Annotated in this window: 18 protein-coding genes; 7 read left to right on the forward strand and 11 right to left on the reverse strand. The window is 71.9% G+C overall.

Annotated elements, in window-relative coordinates; all coding sequences use genetic code 11:
• Positions 1–9: 9 nt before the first annotated feature.
• Positions 10–870 (reverse strand): transcription initiation factor IIB, encoded by an 861-nt coding sequence (locus IEX84_RS02805; RefSeq protein ID WP_188869575.1) that lies wholly within the window; start codon positions 868–870, stop codon positions 10–12.
• Between the two features lie 174 nt (positions 871–1,044).
• Between IEX84_RS02805 and IEX84_RS02810 the strand changes: the two genes are divergently transcribed.
• Positions 1,045–1,563 carry a DUF7858 family protein gene (locus IEX84_RS02810; RefSeq protein WP_188869577.1) on the forward strand — a complete coding sequence of 173 codons (519 nt, stop codon included), beginning with the start codon at positions 1,045–1,047 and terminating at the stop codon, positions 1,561–1,563.
• 6 nt (positions 1,564–1,569) lie between these two features.
• Here IEX84_RS02810 and IEX84_RS02815 read toward each other — a convergent pair whose 3' ends face one another.
• The 4 genes from IEX84_RS02815 to IEX84_RS02830 all read right to left on the reverse strand — a co-directional run bounded on the left by IEX84_RS02815 (position 1,570) and on the right by IEX84_RS02830 (position 3,960).
• Positions 1,570–2,331, reverse strand: a complete 762-nt coding sequence (locus IEX84_RS02815; protein ID WP_188869579.1) for a ParA family protein — start codon at positions 2,329–2,331, stop codon at positions 1,570–1,572.
• A 42-nt stretch (positions 2,332–2,373) separates the two neighbouring features.
• The gene (locus tag IEX84_RS02820; protein ID WP_188869581.1) at positions 2,374–3,213 is read right to left on the reverse strand and encodes an aldo/keto reductase; all 840 of its coding nucleotides are present in this window, start codon (positions 3,211–3,213) and stop codon (positions 2,374–2,376) included.
• A 69-nt stretch (positions 3,214–3,282) separates the two neighbouring features.
• The gene (locus tag IEX84_RS02825) at positions 3,283–3,702 is read right to left on the reverse strand and encodes an HIT family protein (protein ID WP_188869583.1); all 420 of its coding nucleotides are present in this window, start codon (positions 3,700–3,702) and stop codon (positions 3,283–3,285) included.
• Between the two features lie 30 nt (positions 3,703–3,732).
• Positions 3,733–3,960 carry a DUF7860 family protein gene (locus tag IEX84_RS02830; protein WP_188869585.1) on the reverse strand — a complete coding sequence of 76 codons (228 nt, stop codon included), beginning with the start codon at positions 3,958–3,960 and terminating at the stop codon, positions 3,733–3,735.
• Between the two features lie 113 nt (positions 3,961–4,073).
• On the opposite strand from IEX84_RS02830, the gene ileS reads away from it, so the two are divergent.
• A complete protein-coding gene (gene ileS / locus IEX84_RS02835) occupies positions 4,074–7,298 on the forward strand; it encodes an isoleucine--tRNA ligase (RefSeq protein ID WP_188869587.1) in 3,225 nt (1,074 codons plus the stop codon).
• A gap of 49 nt (positions 7,299–7,347) precedes the next feature.
• On the opposite strand, the gene IEX84_RS02840 is transcribed toward ileS, so the two are convergent.
• From IEX84_RS02840 to IEX84_RS02850, 3 genes are read right to left on the reverse strand one after another with little or no spacing between them, the layout of a single operon-like run.
• The gene (locus tag IEX84_RS02840; protein WP_188869589.1) at positions 7,348–7,533 is read right to left on the reverse strand and encodes a hypothetical protein; all 186 of its coding nucleotides are present in this window, start codon (positions 7,531–7,533) and stop codon (positions 7,348–7,350) included.
• A 39-nt stretch (positions 7,534–7,572) separates the two neighbouring features.
• Positions 7,573–8,421: a ribose-phosphate diphosphokinase gene (locus IEX84_RS02845; protein WP_188869591.1), complete on the reverse strand. Its 849-nt coding sequence runs from the start codon at positions 8,419–8,421 to the stop codon at positions 7,573–7,575.
• A gap of 46 nt (positions 8,422–8,467) precedes the next feature.
• Positions 8,468–9,349, reverse strand: a complete 882-nt coding sequence (locus tag IEX84_RS02850) for an HVO_0234 family beta-propeller protein (RefSeq protein ID WP_188869593.1) — start codon at positions 9,347–9,349, stop codon at positions 8,468–8,470.
• Positions 9,350–9,627: 278 nt separating this feature from the next.
• Between IEX84_RS02850 and IEX84_RS02855 the strand changes: the two genes are divergently transcribed.
• Positions 9,628–10,029 (forward strand): hypothetical protein, encoded by a 402-nt coding sequence (locus tag IEX84_RS02855; RefSeq protein ID WP_188869595.1) that lies wholly within the window; start codon positions 9,628–9,630, stop codon positions 10,027–10,029.
• 37 nt (positions 10,030–10,066) lie between these two features.
• Entirely contained in the window at positions 10,067–11,443 is a 1,377-nt protein-coding gene (glmM, locus tag IEX84_RS02860) for a phosphoglucosamine mutase (RefSeq protein WP_188869597.1), read from the forward strand.
• A 3-nt stretch (positions 11,444–11,446) separates the two neighbouring features.
• Here glmM and IEX84_RS02865 read toward each other — a convergent pair whose 3' ends face one another.
• The 3 genes from IEX84_RS02865 to hisA all read right to left on the reverse strand — a co-directional run bounded on the left by IEX84_RS02865 (position 11,447) and on the right by hisA (position 13,804).
• Positions 11,447–12,583, reverse strand: a complete 1,137-nt coding sequence (locus IEX84_RS02865) for a DUF7118 family protein (protein ID WP_188869599.1) — start codon at positions 12,581–12,583, stop codon at positions 11,447–11,449.
• A 2-nt stretch (positions 12,584–12,585) separates the two neighbouring features.
• Entirely contained in the window at positions 12,586–12,999 is a 414-nt protein-coding gene (hisI, locus tag IEX84_RS02870; RefSeq protein ID WP_188869601.1) for a phosphoribosyl-AMP cyclohydrolase, read from the reverse strand.
• A 76-nt stretch (positions 13,000–13,075) separates the two neighbouring features.
• On the reverse strand, positions 13,076–13,804 hold the full coding sequence (gene hisA / locus IEX84_RS02875; protein WP_188869603.1) for a 1-(5-phosphoribosyl)-5-[(5-phosphoribosylamino)methylideneamino]imidazole-4-carboxamide isomerase: 729 nt from the start codon (positions 13,802–13,804) through the stop codon (positions 13,076–13,078).
• 124 nt (positions 13,805–13,928) lie between these two features.
• Between hisA and IEX84_RS02880 the strand changes: the two genes are divergently transcribed.
• The 3 genes from IEX84_RS02880 (at position 13,929) to IEX84_RS02890 (ending at position 16,801) form a co-directional block, all read left to right on the forward strand.
• The gene (locus IEX84_RS02880) at positions 13,929–15,107 is read left to right on the forward strand and encodes an inorganic phosphate transporter (RefSeq protein ID WP_188869605.1); all 1,179 of its coding nucleotides are present in this window, start codon (positions 13,929–13,931) and stop codon (positions 15,105–15,107) included.
• A gap of 109 nt (positions 15,108–15,216) precedes the next feature.
• Positions 15,217–15,606 (forward strand): ferredoxin Fer, encoded by a 390-nt coding sequence (fer, locus tag IEX84_RS02885; RefSeq protein ID WP_188869607.1) that lies wholly within the window; start codon positions 15,217–15,219, stop codon positions 15,604–15,606.
• Positions 15,607–15,739: 133 nt separating this feature from the next.
• The gene (locus tag IEX84_RS02890) at positions 15,740–16,801 is read left to right on the forward strand and encodes an A24 family peptidase (protein WP_188869610.1); all 1,062 of its coding nucleotides are present in this window, start codon (positions 15,740–15,742) and stop codon (positions 16,799–16,801) included.
• The last annotated feature ends 8 nt before the right edge of the window (positions 16,802–16,809 follow it).

The following is a 16,809-nucleotide window of genomic DNA, read 5'->3' on the forward strand; positions in this document are numbered from 1 at the left end:
TTCGCGGGCTCAGTCGAGGGCGTAGTAGGCGTTGCGGAGCGTGGCGGGCGTGACGCCGGCGGCGTCGGCGGCGCGCTGCTGGGTGAGCGGATAGTCCGCCTCACGGGCGGCGGCGTAGAGGCAGGCGGCGGCGACGCCGCTGGGTTTGCGGCCGCCGGTGGAGCCGGTCTCGGCGGCGTCGGCGGCGAGTTCGGTCGCGCGGCGTTCGACGGCGCGGGGGACGTCGAGGTCGGTGGCGAAGCGCGGGATGTACTCGCGGGCGTCGATGGGGCCCGTGGGGAGGCCGAGGTCGCGGTTCATCGCGGCGTAGGCGGCGCGGAGTTCGTTCTCGTCGGCGCGGGCGACGGCGACGATTTCGGTGACGGTGCGCGCGACGCCGTTCGTCCGGCAGACGGCGTAGACGGCGGCCGCGGCGAAGCCCTCGAGCGAGCGCCCGCGGAGGAGGCCTTCGGTCTGGGCGCTGTCGAAGAGCGCACAGGCCTGATCGCGGACGCTGTAGGTGAGCGAGAGCGAGCTCACGAGCCGGCGGATCTCGGTGAAGGCGTAGATCTGGTTGCGTTCGGCCTTCGAGGCGACGTTCGCGCGGCTGTGTTGACGGCGGAGGCGCGCGAACTGGCGGCGCTTGCGGCCGGTGAGCCGCGAGGAGTAGCCGATCTCCGTGCTGAGACCGCGGTCGTGGCGCGAGCGGGTGAGCGGCGCGCCGACGCGCTCGCGGTTCCGGTCGTCGTCCGCGAACGAGCGCCACTCGGGGCCCCGGTCGAGGCGGTCGGTGTCGACGACGAGGCCGCAGTCGGTGCAGACCGTCTCCTGGCTGTCGCGTTCGAGGTTACCGGTGCATTCGGGGCAGGTCGTCGCCGTCGACTGGCTCATACTCACGACTTGGTGCCGAACGAGTACTTAAGTGATCGACGAACCGGGCCGATGGGGCGTTCGAGCGGCGGGCGAACGTGCCGGTCACCGGGACGTTCGGGACCGTTCGGGTTCCGGTACGCTATCCGACACGAACGGCACGTTCATGTACGGGAGCCAACGGATAGGTGAGTGATGGGGCTCTCCGACATCGCGGCGGGGCTGACGGTCACGACGTCACAGCGCGAGCGCGGGGTGGCGACCGTCGACGCGACGGCGGCGCCGCTGGCGGAGCGGCTGGCGCCGTACGCGGACGACCTGCCGTGTCGCGTGGCGGTCGCGGCGGCGCTCCTCGACGCCTACGGCGCGGGGACGAGCGTCGGGGCGGCCTCGGCCGCCGCGGGCGTCGCGCCGACGACCGGCGCGAAGGTCCTGCACGTCCTCGGCGTCGGCGGCGTGAACCCGCTCTCGCCGCTCGCGCGCGAGATCGTCGGGGACTGGCTCGCGGGCGAGCTCTCGCGGCGCGAGGCGGTGACGCTCTCCGGCGCGAGCGACGCGGAGTTCGCCCTCGGCGCGTACTGCGCGACGCACCCGCCGGTCGAGGGGGCCGCGGCGGTCGTCGCGGCGGCGCGCGAGCCGGATTCGCGGGCGCTCGACCGGCGGGAGCGGGAGGCGCTCGCGGGCGCGGTCGGGACGCCGGACGACCTCCGGTAGTTCCGCTCAGTCGAGTCGCCGCCGGAGGCCCGCGAGGAATCCCGGGGCGTCCTCGGGGACGAGGTCGTCGATGGCGAAGGTCCGTTCGACGAGCGACGCGACCGCGCGCGTGTAGTCGTCCGGGTCGGCGGGCGTGACGGCGGGCGCGTCGCTCTCGGGGTCGAGGTCGGCTTCGGGGACGGCGACGTCCGCGTCGGCGAGCGCGTCGGCCTCGCTGGGGTTGGCGACGACGACCGCGTCCGTGTCGACGCCGACGTCGGCGAGGCGACCGCGCTCGCGTGCGAGGGCGTCCCGGCCGCGTTCGTCGGGGTTCGTGACGAGCGCGAGGCGGTCGGCGCTCGTGACGGCCGCGACGGCGGGATTGGTGGCGACGGGCGGCGTGTCGACGAGGACGGCGTCGTAGGCGTCGGCAGCCTCGTCGATCCGCTCGGAGAGACGCTCCGCGGCCTCGGCACCGCTCGCGTCGGCGACGCGGCCGAACGGCGCGTGCGCGGGGGCGAGCGCGAGCGTCCCGTCGCCGGGCGCGTCGAGGGGGTAGGCGGCGTCGTCCACGGCGATGTCGGGGTCGGCGGCGAGCGCGGTCGCGTCCGGGTCGAGGCGGGCGTCGACGTACGTCGAGAGCCCCTGCGTCGCGTAGTTGGCGTCGAGGACGAGCGCGTCGTGGCCGGCCGCGGCGACGAGCGCGGCGGCCTCGACGGAGAGGCGGGTCGCGCCGACGCCGCCGGCCGCTCCGACGACGGCGAGGGTGCGCGGTGCTGACGTTGACATACGTCCACGGGCGGGCGGCGCGAACAAAAGCGCGGTGGCGCGTTACTCGGCGATGCCGTAGACGTCGCGCGACCAGTCGCGCGTCGGCGTGTCGTAGACCGGGTGGTTCCGGTCGCGCTCGTCGAGGCGCTTGCGGTCGGCCTCCTCGAGCTCCCAGTCGAAGAGCTCGCGGTTCGCGCGGACGTGCTCGGGCGAGGAGGACTTCGGGAGGACGACGACGTCGTTCTCCACGGCCCACTTGAGGACGACCTGGGCGGGCGACTTGTCGTACGTCTCGGCGAGTTCCTGAACGACCTCGTCCTCGAAGACCTCGGCGCGCGCGAGCGGCGCGGCGGCCTCGACGACGGTGTCCGTCTCGCGGCAGTAGTCGAGGAGGTCGTCCCGCTGGAACCACGGGTGGTACTCGACCTGGTTGACGGCGATGGGGACGTCGCTGACGTGTTGCGCACAGGAGAGCTGATAGGCGCTGAAGTTCGAGACGCCGACGTTGCGCACGAGGCCGCGTTCTTTCAGGGACGCCATCGCGTCCATCGTCTCGCGGATGGAGACGGCGGGGTTCGGCCAGTGGACGAGGTAGAGGTCGAGGTAGTCGGTGCCGAGTCTGTCGAGGGAGGCCTCACAGGACTCGACGAGCGCGTCGTAGGTGAGGTGTTTCGGGAGGACCTTCGAGGTGAGCCAGAACTCCTCGCGGTCGTAGTCGGCGAGGACGTCGCCGATTTCGGCCTCGTTGTGGTAGCCCTCCGCGGTGTCGACGTGGCCGTAGCCGGCGTCGAGGCCCGCGCGAACGGCATCGCGGACCGTCTCGCCGCCGATGTCCCAGGTGCCGACGCCGACGGTCGGGAGTTCGTCGCCGCTTTCGAGCGTCACGGTTGGTTCGTCCATACGGGGTGGGGCGTCCGGGGCGGTGTTAGGCGTTGCGCCCGCGGCGACGGGACGGGCGCTGGCGACGGCTCAGTCCGTGATTCGTGCGGCGATGTCGTCGAGTTCCTCGTCGTCGAGGTGGGGGCGTTCGCCCGCGACGGCGTGGATGGGGCCGCCGCCGTCGCCCTCGAAGCGCGGGACGAGGTGCGCGTGGACGTGGGGGACCTCTTGGCCGGCGGCCTCGCCGTCGTTGATGCCGACGGTGAGAGCGTCGGCCTCGACGGCCGCCTCCACGTCCGGCACGAGGTCGTGGACGAGGTCGAAGACGGCGCGCGACTCCGCGGCGTCGAGGTCGGCGAGGCGCTGGCGGTGGCTCGTCGGCACGACGAGCGTGTGGCCGGGCGCGAGCGGGTTCGCGTCGAGGAACGCGATTGCGTCGTCGGTCTCGGCGACGATGCGGCCGGGGATGTCACCCGCGACTATCGAGCAGAAGATGCAGTCGTCACTCACGTGCGGGTGGTGCGCGCGCGGCGGCCTTAGTTATTCGGTGAGGGGGAGGACGATGCCGAAGAGGAACGGGCAGAGCACGATTCCGAGCGCACCGAGCGCCTCGGCGTCGACGGCGACGGTCATCGCCCATCCGGGGAGCGACCCGAGGAGCGCCGGCCCGGCGTCGGCGAGGAGGAACCCACCGAGGACGAGGGCGAGTGAGCAGAGCGTCGCGCGTTTCGTCAGCGTCGGATAGTCGACGTCACCGTAGCGACCCATACGCCCCGAAGTCGGTCGGTGGCCGAAAACGTTTCGCCGCGCGCCACCGGTGGAGGCGCGCCCGCGGGCGCGGGACCGATTCTCCTTTCACCCAGGAGGGAGACGGATGGAGCATGGACCGATTCGCCGAGCCCCCGGAGCAGTACGACCCCGAGGCGGTTCGGGACCGGGTGTTCGACTACTGGGACGAGGTGGACGCCTACGAGAAGACGAAGGCCCACCGCGAGGACGGCGAGGACTTCTTCTTCGTCGACGGCCCGCCCTACACGAGCGGTGCGGCCCACATGGGGACGACGTGGAACAAGTCCCTGAAGGACGCCTACATCCGCTACTACCGGATGCAGGGGTACGACGTCACGGACCGGCCGGGCTACGACATGCACGGCCTCCCCATCGAGACGAAGGTCGAGGAGCGCCTCGACTTCGACTCGAAACAGGACATCGAGGAGTACGGCGTCGAGGCCTTCATCGATGAGTGCAAGCAGTTCGCAAACGAACAGCTGGAGGGCCTCCAGTCGGACTTCCAGTCCTTCGGCGTCTGGATGGACTGGGAGAACCCCTACAAGACCGTCGACCCGACGTACATGGAGGCGGCGTGGTGGGCATTCAACCGCGCCTCGGAGCGCGGCCTCGTCGAGCAGGGCAAGCGCTCGATAAGCCAGTGTCCGCGCTGTGAGACCGCCATCGCCAACAACGAGGTCGAGTACGAGGACGTCGAGGACCCGACCGTCCACGTGAAGTTCCCGCTGCGCGAGGGCGAGCGAAGCGAGTCCTCGGAGGGAGCGAGCGGTGAAACCGCGAGCCGCGAGGGGAGCCTCGTCATCTACACGACGACGCCGTGGACGATCCCGGCGAACGAGTTCGTCGCGGTCGGCGAGGACATCGAGTACGCGAAGGTCGAGGCGACGACGGACGGCGAGAGCGAAATCCTCTACGTCGCCGAGGCCTGCGTCGAGGACGTCCTGAAGGCGGGGCGCTACGACGACTACGAGGTCGTCGAGTCCTTCCCCGGCTCGCACATGCTCGGCTGGGAGTACGACCACCCGCTCGCCGAGGAGGTGCCGGACCGCCCGGACGAGCGCGGCGTCGGCGAGGTCTACCACGCGGACTACGTCGAGGCCGAGGATACGGGACTCGTCCACTCCGCGCCCGGCCACGGTGACGTGGACTTCGAGCGCGGCGAGGAGCTCGGCCTCCCCGTCTTCTGCCCCGTCGGCGGCGACGGCGTCTACACCGAGGAGGCGGGCAAGTACGCCGGCGAGTTCGTGAAGGACGCCGACGAGGCGATCACGCAGGACCTCGCGCGCAAGGGGCACCTGCTCGCCTCCGGCACCGTCACGCACTCCTACGGCCACTGTTGGCGCTGCGACACGCCGATCCTCCAGATCGCCACCGACCAGTGGTTCATCACCATCACGGACGTCAAAGACGAGCTCATCGAGAACATGGAGGACTCGGAGTGGCACCCGCAGTGGGCACGCGACAACCGCTTCCGCGACTTCATCGAGTCCGCGCCCGACTGGAACGTCTCCCGCCAGCGCTACTGGGGCATCCCGGTCCCCATCTGGGTCGAGGAGGGGACGAAGGGCGAACACCCCGACGAGCGCATCGTCGTCGGGACGCGCGAGGAGCTGGTCGAGCGCGCCGACCAGGACCTCGACGCCGACATGGACATCCACAAGCCCGCCGTCGACGACGTCACCATCACGGAGGACGGCGTGACCTACGAGCGCGTCCCGGACGTCTTCGACGTCTGGCTTGACTCCTCGGTGGCGACGTGGGGCACCGTGAACTACCCCGAGGAGGAGGGCGACTTCGAGGAGCTGTGGCCGGCGGACCTCATCATGGAGGCCCACGACCAGACCCGCGGGTGGTTCTGGAGCCAACTGGGCATGGGCACCGCGGCGATGGGCGAGGTGCCCTACGACGAGGTGTTGATGCACGGCTTCGCCAACGACGAGGACGGTCGGAAGATGTCGAAGTCGGTCGGGAACGTCGTCCAGCCCCACGAGGCCATCGAGAAGCACGGCGCAGACGCGATGCGGATGTTCCTCCTCGGCCAGGACCCGCAGGGCGAGGACATGCGCTTCTCGTGGGACGAGATGCAGAACATGCAGCGCGACCTCAACGTCCTCTGGAACGTCTTTCGCTTCCCGCTGCCGTACATGCGCGCGGACGACTTCGACCCCGACGCGCAGACGGTCGACGAACTCGACCTCGCGGTCGAGGACGACTGGCTCCTCTCGAAGCTCCAGAACCTCAAGCACGACACCGAGGAGTACTGGGAGAACCGCGAACAGCACCGCGCGCTCCAGGCGCTCCGCGAGTTCGTCGTCGAGGACCTCTCGCGCTACTACATCCAGCTCATCCGCGAGCGCGTCTGGACCGAGCAGGTGAGTGAGAACAAGACCGCGGCCTACGCGACGCTCCACAAGGTCCTCCGCGAGGTCGTCGCGCTCCTCGCGCCCTACGCGCCGTTCGTCAGCGAGGAGGTCTACGGCTACCTCACGGGCGATTCGGGGCACCCGACCGTCCACATGTGCGACTGGCCCGAGGTGGAAGAGCGCTTCCGCCAGCCCGCCCTGGAGGACGCCATCGACACCGCCCGGAGCATCGAGGAGGCGGGGAACCACGCGCGCCAGCAGGCCGGCCGCAAACTCCGCTGGCCGGTCGCGCGCGTCGTCGTCTCCCCCGACGACGACCGAACCGAAGAGCAGATCGACGACTATCGCGGCCTCCTCGCCGACCGCCTGAACGCCCGGCGCATCGAGGTCTTAGAGCCCGGCGAGACGTTCGGCGACGTCGAGTACTCCGCCGAGGCGGACATGAGCGTCCTCGGGCCCGCCTTCGGCGCTGACGCCGGCGACGTGATGGAGGCGCTGAACGCCGCGCGGGTCGACGACGACGACCTCGACGTGCTCGAAGACGCCGTCCGCGACGCCCTCGACCGCGACGTCCAGCTCACCCCCGAGATGGTCTCGTTCCGCGAGGAGACGCCGGACGACGTCGCCGCGGCCGCCTTCGAGGGCGGCACCGTCTACGTCGACACCGAACTCGACGACGACCTCGAAGCCGAGGGGTACGCCCGCGAGGTCGTCCGTCGCGCACAGGAGCTTCGCAAGGACCTCGACCTCGACATGGAGGCCGAAGTCCGCCTCGACGTGCTCGTCTTCGACGACCGCGTCGCCGAACTCGTCAGCGAGCGCGAGGACCTCATCGCCGAGGAGGTCCGCGCCCGCGAGTTCGAGGAGGTCGACCCCGACGACGCCAACACGGCCGTCGAGGAGTACGACGACGTCGAAGGCGTGCGGATGCGTATCGGCGTGCAGAAGGTCTAACGGGCGTCTTCGTCCGACTCCGCTCTCACACTCGCGTTCGTCTCACGAATCACGAATCCGCGTAGCGCGCGGACTGGTCGGTGAGGCCGCCGAGGAGCATGAGGAGGCCGGCGACGAGGCCGAAGTAGGCGAGCGACGTGAGCGTCGGCGCGGTACCGAGGAGCGTCGCGCCCGTCACCATGAGGGCGGTGCCGGCAACGAGGAGTTTGAACTCGAAGACGGTCGCGTCGTCCATACCGACGCGTCCGCGGGCCGAGGCCAAAAGTCTGCGGCGCTACTCCCGTCCGAGCGCGCGCGCCACCGCCGGCGCGGCGGAGGATTCGCTGACGGCGCGCTCGATGGTGTCGGTGGCGACGACGTCGTCGACGCCGGCCGTCGCGAGTTTCGTGCGGGCGTTCGCGGCGAGCAGCGGGTGAACGCACGCGACGAAGACGCGATTCGGGTCCTCCAGGAGGCCGATGGCCTCGCTCATCGTCGAGCCGGTGGCGACGATGTCGTCCACGACGACGACGTCTCGACCCGAAACGTCGGTCTCGCTCGGCGTAATCTCGACGTCTGTCCCGGAGTGACGGACCTTCTCGAAGAAGTCGGCGTCGCCCGGCCCGTAGGCGTCCTTCACGGACTCGGCGAGTCGGAGCGCGGAGGCGTCGGGCGCGAGGAAGACCGGGTCCCGGAGGTCCTCGGGGAGGGGGTCGGCGAGGTGGGGCGTCGCGTCGACGTTCGTCGCCGGCACGTCGAAGAACTCGCAGACGGCGGGTTCGTGGACGTTGACGGTGTAGACGGCGTCGGTGCCCGTCGAAATCGCGCCCGCCATCGCGCGGGCGGAGACGGGTTCGCCGGGCTCGAAGGCCTCGTCCTGTCGGGCGTAGCCCATGTAGGGGAGGACGGTGACGACGCGCCCGGCGCCGGCCTCGCGGACGGCGTCCTGCAACTGGAGGAGTTCGACGAACGAGCCGTCGTCGACGGTGGAGGCGACGACGACGGCGCGCCCCTCGACGGGCGGGACGCGGACGATGCGCTCGCCGTCCGGGAACGACTCGTACTCGACTTCGGCGAGCTCCTCGCCGAGTTCGGCGGCGAGCGCCGACGCGAGGCCCTGCGAGGCGGAGCCACTGACGATCATGGCTGATACGTGGGGGAGCGCTCGGGTTAGGCGTTTCCGTCCGGGGTCAGCGCTCGTCCGTGACGACGCCGATTGCGGCCACGCCGGGGAGCCCGATGGTCCGGGTGCGCCAGCCGTGGCCGGCGTCGACGGCGACGGTGCCGGACGAATCGACGGCGTAGAGCGCGCCCGCGCCGTAGGCGACGTCCGCGAGGTCGGTGAGCGGGCAGTCGCGTTCGCGCCAGCCGTCGCCGTCGTGTTCGTACAGCGTGTCCTCGACGACTGCGGCGGCGTGGTCGGCGCGGGCGGCGACGGCCGTGGCGCGACCGTCCCGCTCGGCGAGCCACCCGTTCCCGAGGCGATAGACGCCGTCGGCCGTGGCGGCCCACGGACCGGTGCTCGCGGGTCGGCCCTCCCCGTTCGCCGTCCCGCGGGCCCGCCGTCGCGTCGACCCCGCGGCGACGTCGCGTGTGTCGTCCAATCCGGCGTGCGCCACGTCGGCGTCGGTGACCCGGTAGACGCCATCGACGGTGGCGAGGAGCGCCCCGTCGGCGCGGCGGGCCTCGGGCGCGGTCCCGCGCTCGGCCCACGCGTCGTTCTCGCGGGCGGCGACGCGGCCCTTCGGCCCGGCAGCGAGGAGCGCCCCGTCGGCGTAGCTCACGGCGACGGCGTCACCGAAGCCGGTCTCGCTGAACGCGGGGTCGCCTGTGACGGCGTCCCGGCCGGCGTCGGTCGTTCGGACGTCCTCGCGGTCGGCGACGGCCGCGGTAGTGCCGGAGACCGCGACGTCGCGCACCTCGGTGGTCGTGCAGAGGGCGAACTCGCCGATCTGGTCGCCGGAGACGGCGACGGCGGCGAGGCCGCGGTCCGTGCCGACGAGCAGGGTCTCGGTGCCCGTCTGCTCGGCGTAGACGCGCTTCTCGTCGAGGCTGATGTCGTGGTCGCTCATGGGTGGAACAGCGGGTTCGGGGGCGGAAAGCGTTGTGTACGAGAAGCGCGGTTCCGAGCGCCAGCGAGGAACCGCGATAACGCGAACGGCGCAGCCGTGAGCGACCCGTGAGCCGCGCGTTGTGCGGCGACGCCCGAGCGTCAGCGAGGAACCGCGACAACGCGAACGGCGCAGCCGTGAGCGACCCGTGAGCCGCGCGCTGTGCGGCGACGCCCGAGCGTCAGCGAGGAACCGCGCGGACCGCGCCGTACTTCCCGTCGCCGCCCCGAGTGGTGGGTATGCGACGACGCCGGTATCTCGCGGCGGCGGCGACCGGCCTCGCGGGCGCGCTCGCGGGCTGTAACGGCCTCGGCCTCGGAATCCTCGGGCCGTCCGGCGAGTGGAAACTCCGCGCGATGCCGGCGGACCCGGAGGCGAGCGACCACACGTGTACGCTGGAGGAGTCGTTCGTCGACGCGCACCCGAACCTCGAGACGGTGCTCTCGCGGGCGGCGGACGGCGAGCGCGGGTCGTGGTCCGAGCCGGTCTATCTCGACGCGGAGACGGGGAACGAACTCGGCGCGGACATGGCGGACTACTGCGAGGGGGGCTTCCGCGGCGTCTACTTCCACGACGGCGACGCGTTCTTCGTGAGCCTCATCGACCGCAACCCGGGCAACGGGAAGGGTCACGACCACTAGGGAAACGGCTTTGGGACGGCCGCCGTCAGGGTGAGACATGCAGGTGTTCGGGTCGAGCGGGACGCGCGGCGTCGCCAACGAGGAGCTGACGCCGGCGTTCGCGCTCCGCGTTGCGAAGGCGGCGGGGTCCGTCCGCGAGGCGTCGCGGTTCGCCGTGGGACGCGACACCCGGGAGACGGGACGGATGCTGGAGAACGCGGTGGCGTCGGGGCTCGCGGCGGTCGGCGCGGACGTCGACCGCCTCGGGGTCGTCCCGACGCCCGGGTTGCAGGCGTACGCCGCCGACGAGGGCGTCCCGGCGATCATGGTGACGGCGTCGCACAACCCGCCGGCGTACAACGGGCTGAAGCTCGTCGGCGCGGACGGCGTCGAGCTCGCCGTCGAGGCTCTCGAACGGGTCGAGGAGGCGCTGTTGAGTGAGGCGTTCGAGACCGTCGCGTGGGACGAGACCGGACGGGACCGGGATGTCGAGGGTACGAACCGGCGGTACGTCGAGCGGGTGTGCGGGGCGGTCGACGCGGAGCGGGTCGCGGAGGCGGACCTGACGGTCGCGCTCGACCCCGGCCACGGCGCGGGCGCGCTGACGAGCCCCGACGTCTACCGCGAGCTCGGCTGTCGCGTCGTCACGGTGAACGGCCAGCCGGACGGCCACTTCCCGGGGCGCGACCCCGAGCCGGTGCCGGCGAACCTCGACGACCTCGGGCGGCTGGTGCGCGCGAGCGGCGCGGACGTCGGCATCGCGCACGACGGCGACGCGGACCGTGCGGTCTTCTACGACGAGGACGGCGAGCCGATTGACGCGAGCGCGTCGTTCGCGGCGCTCGCCGCCGCCGAACTGGACGCGGGGGACACCGCCGTCTCCGCGGTGAACGTCAGCCAGCGCCTCGTCGACGTCTGCGAGGCCGCGGGCGCGGAGCTCGAACTGACGCCCATCGGGTCGACGCGCATCATGACGCGAATCGCCCAGCTGGAAGCGGAGGGCGCACACGTGCCCATCGCGGGCGAGGGGAACGGCGGCGTTATCTTCCCGGACTACCGGGTCAGCCGCGACGGGGCGTACATCGGCGCGCGCTTCCTCGAACTGCTCGCGGCCGACGAGGGGAGGGCGAGCGACGTCGTCGCGCCCTACGACGACTACGCGAACGTCCGCGTGAACGTCGAGTACGAGGGCGAGGCGGAGCGCGAGGCGCTGCTCGCGGCCGCGGAGGCGTACGCGGACGACGCCGCGGCGGCCGACGACGCGGGGCTCACGACCATCGACGGCTATCGCCTCGACTACGGCGACGCGTGGGTGCTCGCGCGCCCGTCGGGGACGGAGCCGGTCGTGCGCGTCTACGCGGAGGCGCGCGCCGAGACGCGAGCGCGCGGGCTCGCCGAGGACGTCGCGGCGGCGCTGCGGGCGGCGCTGGACTGACCGCTACCCGTCGGCGAGGGCGTCGGTGAGTCGTTCGCGGGCGTCGCGGGCGTCCGCGAGGGCGTCGGCGACCGTGCCGTCCGCGACGCGTTCGCGTTCGGCGTCGTCGAGTTCGGCGCGGGCGAGCGCGGCCTCGCGGAGGCGCTCGTAGCGGTCGGTGCGGGCGAGCGCGGTCACGTCGCGGAGGCGCTCGACGGCGCCGGTGGCGTCGAGCCGGGAGAGCGCGGAGACGTACTCGTCCGCCCGGTAGCGCAGGACGTCCGCGGGGTCGGGCGGCCAGCCGAGGGTCAGGAAGTCGCCGTCGAGGCGCTGGAGGAAGGAGCGGTTCGCGCCGACGACTCGCTTGAGCGCCGCGGGGTCCTCGACGTAGTGGTCGAGTTTCGAGAGGGACTCCTCGCCGTAGTCGAGGAGCGTCGGGACGGGTTCGTCGCCGGCGTCGTGCGCGCGGACGTAGTCGAGCAACTCGGGGGGAACGGTCGGCGCGTCGACGAGCGGGAAGGCGGCGAGGGCGTCGAGCCACCCGAGGACCTCTCGCGTGGGGCGCTCCGCGAGGGCGTCCTCGACGGCGGTCCGCGCCGCGGTGTCGTAGGCCTCGACGGGTTCGCGGAGGTCGTCGACGGGCGCGTCGAGGTCGGCGTCGGCGAGTCGGGCGACGCGTTCGAGGCGGTCGATTTCGTCGTCGAGGGCATCGAGGCGGTCCTCCGCGTCGTAGCGGAGGGAGCGATACGCGTCGCGGGCGTCGTCGCGCTCGTCGAGGCGGTCGGTGAGGTCGGCGACGGGGTCGAGGGTGTCGCGGGCGCGCTCGAAGTCGGACTCGGTGACGCGGCGCTTGTCGAGGGCGTCGTCGTAGTCGTCGAAGGCGTCGGCGCGCGGGAGGTCGTCGTCCACGTCCGCGACGAGTTCCGCGACCTTCCCCTCGAACTCGATGTACGACTGGAAGTCGCCGGAGCCGGTCGCCGAGTCCTCGTAGCGCCGGAGGAGCGCGAGGGCGTCCTCGCGGTGCTCGCGGAGGCGTCGGAGGGTGTCCGCGCCGTACTCGTCGACGGCGGCCTCGGCGTCGGCGCGGCGTTCGCGGGCGTCGCGGAGTCGCGCGAGGAGCCCCGAGACGTCGGCGGGGTCGTTCGCCGTGGCGTCGGCCATCGTCACTCGTAGACGTCGTCCGGGTCGAAGACGCGCTCGCCGACCGTCTCGCCCTCGACGGTGCGGTAGAAACAGGAGCGGTGGCCGGTGTGGCACGCGCCGCCGGTCTGCTCGACGACGTAGAGGAGCGCGTCGCCGTCGCAGTCGACGCGGACCTCCTCGACCGCCTGGGTGTGCCCGCTCGTCGCGCCCTTCTCCCAGCGCTCCTCGCGCGAGCGCGAGTAGTAGTGGGCGCGCCCGGTCTCGACGGTGCGTTCGAGGGCGTCGCGGTCCGCGTACGCCAGCATCAGCACCTCGCCGGTGTCGGCGTCCTGCGCGACGGCGGGCACGAGGCCGTCGTCGCCGAAGTCGAGGTCCACGCCGAACGCCCGTTCGCTTTCGTTTTCGTTTTCGCTCTCGCTCTCGCTCTCGCTCATACGGAGAGCATACCGGCGGGCGTGGATAGGTCTTCTGTCGCCGCCGTCCGGGAGTCCGTCGTTCCTGTCGTCCGGCCTACGAGACGCGCTCGCGGGCCTCCTCGAGCGTGAAGTTGCCCTCGTAGAGCGCGGTGCCGACGACGACGGCGGCCGCGCCCGCGTCGCGGAGCGCCACGATGTCGTCGAGGGTGGCGACGCCGCCGGAGGCGACGACGGGGATGTCGACGGCGTCGACGACGCGCGAGACGACGTCCGTGCGGACACCGGCCTGCTGGCCCTCGACGTCGACGTCCGTGAAGAGGAGGCCGGACGCGCCGACGCCCTCGAACTCCGCGGCGGCCTCCGCGGGGTCGAGGCCGGTGCCCTCCGTCCACCCGGAGACGACGACTTCGCCGCCCTTCGCGTCGAGGCTGACGAGCGTGCTGTCGTCGTAGACGTCCGTTATCTCCGAGACCAACTCGGGGTTCTCGACGGCGGCCGTCCCGAGGATGACGCGGTCAACGCCGATTTCGAGGAGGTCGCGCGCGTCGGTGAACGACCGGATGCCGCCGCCGACCTGGACGGCCGCGTCGTCGCCGACGGCCTCGACGACGGCCCCGATGGCGTCCTCGTTCTCGCGTGCGCCCTCGAAGGCACCGTCGAGGTCGACGAGGTGAATCGTCTCCGCGCCGGCGTCCAGCCAGTCCTCCGCGGCCGCGACCGGGTCGCCGTAGCGCTTGCCCGTCCCCCGTTCGCCCTGCACCAACTGGACGACTTCGCCGTCCTGCACGTCGACCGCGGGGACGACCTCGAACGTCTCGAACATACCCGAGGTGGGAGGTCGAGGGGCAAAAGCGTCCGCGTTCGGGGACGTGAAGCAACGACCGCCCCGCCGCGCTCGCCGCCCGCGACCATCGGGTTCAAACCGGGCGCGGGCGTAGCCCGACGCGATGGCTGCGCTCCTCCTCGCCGTCGGCGTGCTCGTCGCGGCGTTCGTCGGCTACAACATCGGCGGCTCCTCGACGGGCGTCGCCTTCGGGCCGGCGGTCGGCTCGCGGGTCGTGTCGAAGTTCGGCGCGGCCGCGCTCATGGCCGTCTTCGCGCTCCTCGGCGGCTGGACGATCGGCCGGAACGTCATCGACACGATGGGCGGGGAGATCGTGCCGAGTTCGGAGTTCACCCTCCCGGCGTCGGTCGCCGTGCTCTTCTTCGTCGGCGTCGCGCTCCTCGTCTCGAATCGCTACGGCGTCCCCGCCTCGACCTCGATGACCGCGGTCGGCTCCATCGCGGGCCTCGGCGCGGCGACCGGCACCCTCCGGATGGCGACGATGGGGCGCATCGTCTCCGCGTGGGTCGTCGCGCCCGTCCTCGCCTTCTGGGTCTGCGCGGTCGTCGGCCGCTACGCCTACCCCTATCTGGACGCGTTCTTCCGCCTCGACGTCCCCGAGGACGGCCTGCTCGTCTGGCGCGATACGGGTCGCGTGAGCTACCCCGTCGGGACGAACGACGACGCGACCCCGCGGCAGTTCCTCGCGGCGTTCCTCGTCGTCGCCATCGGCTGTTACATGGCGTTCTCGGCGGGCGCGTCGAACGCCGCGAACGCCGTCGCGCCGCTCGTCGGCGGCGGCTTCCTCTCCGCGAGCGTCGGCGTCCTCCTCGCGGGTGCGGCGATTGCCCTCGGGGCGTTCACGATTGCCCGCCGGACGCTCGACACCGTCGGCAACGACCTCACCGACCTCCCGTTGCTCGCCGCGCTCATCGTCGAGGTCGTCTCCGCGTCGCTCATCACCGTCCTCTCCGTCCTCGGTATCCCGGCGAGCCTCGCCGTCTCCGCGACGATGTGCATCGTCGGCCTCGGGTGGGGGCGCGCGACGCGGACGGTCCGCGCGAACGACGCCCTCAGCGGCGAGGGGCGTGCGCCGATGGCGATGGGGTCGCTCGCCGCCGAGCGGGCGGACGACCCGCGCGACGTCCCGCGAATCGGCGAGGAGGACCCCGAAGAGCTCGCCGCCGCGGACCTCTTCGACCCAGCCGCGGTCGGGCGGGTCGTCATCCTCTGGGTGCTCACCCCCTCCGTCGCCGCCGCCGCGTCGTTCGCGCTGTTCACCCTCGCCGGTATCCTCGGGTGACGCGTGGGGTGAACGCGGGCGTCGGACGGCGGCGCGGCGATCCGAGAAACCGGCGGTGACGACGGGAAAACAGCAAGGCCTTTCATTACGGGCGAAAAATCCCACGGTGATGCCAACCGTCGAATACCTCAACTACGAAGTCGTCAACGACCAGGGCTGGGATATTGACGACGACGACCTCTTCGAGAAGGCCGCGGACGCCGGGCTCGACGAGGAGGACTTCGGTGAGCTTGACGTCCCCGAGGGGAGCTACATCCTCGAGACCGCCGAAGCGCAGGGCTACGACTGGCCGTTCTCCTGCCGCGCCGGTGCCTGTGCGAACTGCGCGTCCATCGTCAAGGAGGGCGAGATCGACATGGACATGCAGCAGATCCTCAGCGACGAGGAGGTCGAGGAGAAGAACGTGCGCCTGACCTGCATCGGGTCGCCGGCCACGGACGAGGTCAAGATCGTCTACAACGCGAAGCACCTCGACTACCTCCAGAACCGCGTCATCTAACGCGGTCCGAGGGTCGAACGACGACGCTTTCTTTCGGAACGCCCCACTGCGTAGCCGCGCGTCGGCATCGACGGTCGGCGGCGGTCCGTCCGCCGCCGAAACTCCTTTGCCCCTCTCGCGCGCCCGTCCGGTCGTGTACGCGACCGTCCCCGACCTGCTTCGTCTACTCGCCGTCCCCACGTTCGCCTACGGTGCGTACCGGGACATCGAGACGCGTCGCGTCCCCGACCTGCTCTGGCCGCCGCTGCTCGTCCTCGGCGTCGTCTGTCTCGCCGTCGAGGGGTGGAACGCCGTCCACGCGCCCGACGCGTTCGCGTTCCGCGCGTTCGCGCTCCGGACCGTCGTCAGCCTCCTGGTCGTCGGCGGCCTCGGCGCGTTCTTCTACGTCGTCCCCGTCGGCTTCGGCGGCGCGGACGCGAAGGCGCTCGTCACCATCAGCGTCCTCCTCCCCACGTATCCGACGTACTACTTCGACGGCTTCGTCCTCCCGCTCGTCCCGACGACGATCCGCGTCTTCGCCCTCACCGTCCTCACGAACGCCCTCGTCCTCGGGATGGCGTACCCGCTCTACTTGCTCGCCGCGAACGCCGCGCGCGGCGAGGTGGCGTCCGTGATGGCCGTCGGGAAACGCATCCCCGTCGAGCGCCTCCCCGTCGAGCACGGCAGCCTCCTGGAGGACCGCGCGGGGACGCACTTCACGGGCGGCCTCGACCTCGACGCCCTCCGGATGTACTGTCGGTGGCGCGGCGTCACGCTCGCCGACCTCCGCCGGGACGGGGCGCTACGGGACCCCGCGACGCTCCCGGCGGAGCCGAACGACCCGACGGACGGGGTGGTACTCGACGGCGACGAGGCGAGCGCGCGCGCCGACGGCGGGGCGGCGACGGTCGACGAGCGCGACGGATCGGAGGGGAGAGGCGACGGCGCGCCCGGAGGAGGCGACACGAGCGCGACCGAGGGCGACGACTACGACGACCCGTGGGGCGCGGCGGCGTTCCTCGACGACATCGAGGGGTCGGCGTACGGGACGTCGCCCGCGTCGCTCCGCGAGGGCCTCGACGTCGTGACCGAGCGCGACGCCGTCTGGATCACGCCCGGGACGCCGTTCTTCGTCACCCTCGTGTTCGGCCTCGTCGTCGCGTTCGCCTACGGCGACCTCCTCTTCGCCGCCCTCGGCGCGCTCGGGCTCGTGTAGCGTGAGCG

The organism is Halarchaeum rubridurum (assembly GCF_014647115.1).
Lineage (GTDB): Archaea > Halobacteriota > Halobacteria > Halobacteriales > Halobacteriaceae > Halarchaeum > Halarchaeum rubridurum.